The organism is Psychrobacter sp. W2-37-MNA-CIBAN-0211 (genome assembly GCF_040309405.1).
GTDB classification, from domain to species: domain Bacteria; phylum Pseudomonadota; class Gammaproteobacteria; order Pseudomonadales; family Moraxellaceae; genus Psychrobacter; species Psychrobacter glaciei.
The window spans coordinates 1-543 of record NZ_JBEOOU010000041.1 but is presented as its reverse complement, the minus strand read 5'-3'; the positions used below and the strand labels follow the sequence as shown (position 1 = coordinate 543).

Below are 543 nucleotides of genomic sequence, written 5' to 3'. Positions count from 1 at the left end.
ACGCGCCTCTGCTGGCGGCGGTGTCCACAATTTAGGCTTAGCACTATAGGTGTAGCGGGCTAATAACATACTATCTTTCTTATCCGTCTTGTTGCGACTTCCTAAACTAGCAGCATAGCTTTTGACGTAAGCAGGATTGATGATGCTAACGTTAAGCTTTTTATCAAATAGGTAGTAGGCGATGTTCTCGTGATAGACGCCTGTAGCTTCAAGGGTTATGTGGATGTTGTTTAAGTCATCAGTAATGTTAGCAATTAGCCAGTTGATAAGAGCAGCATAGTCACTGTGATCATTTTTAAAGACTTTAGTTTTGAATTTTAGTTTGTCAGTGTCTTTGAGCCATGCAATATCTAGCTTATTTTTACTAACGTCTATGCCTATATAATGTGTCATCTTATTGTCTTCCCTTGTTTATGCAGTGTCACTCATGGCATCTGATAAGATGTCTAGGCACTTGGATACCATTCAGAATATTAAGATGATAGGATGAGCATTGGGCATAATCTCTTACACAGTGTCTAGGCACTAAGGTTATACTCATAC

At 39.4% G+C, this 543-nt stretch carries 1 protein-coding gene; it reads right to left on the bottom strand.

Translation table 11 applies throughout. The annotated features are described in order from the left end of the window. Window positions 1-393, bottom strand: a 393-nt coding sequence (locus AAEY72_RS14185) for an IS110 family transposase (protein WP_352311141.1), incomplete at its 3' end; no start/stop codon positions are given. Window positions 394-543: the final 150 nt, after the last annotated feature.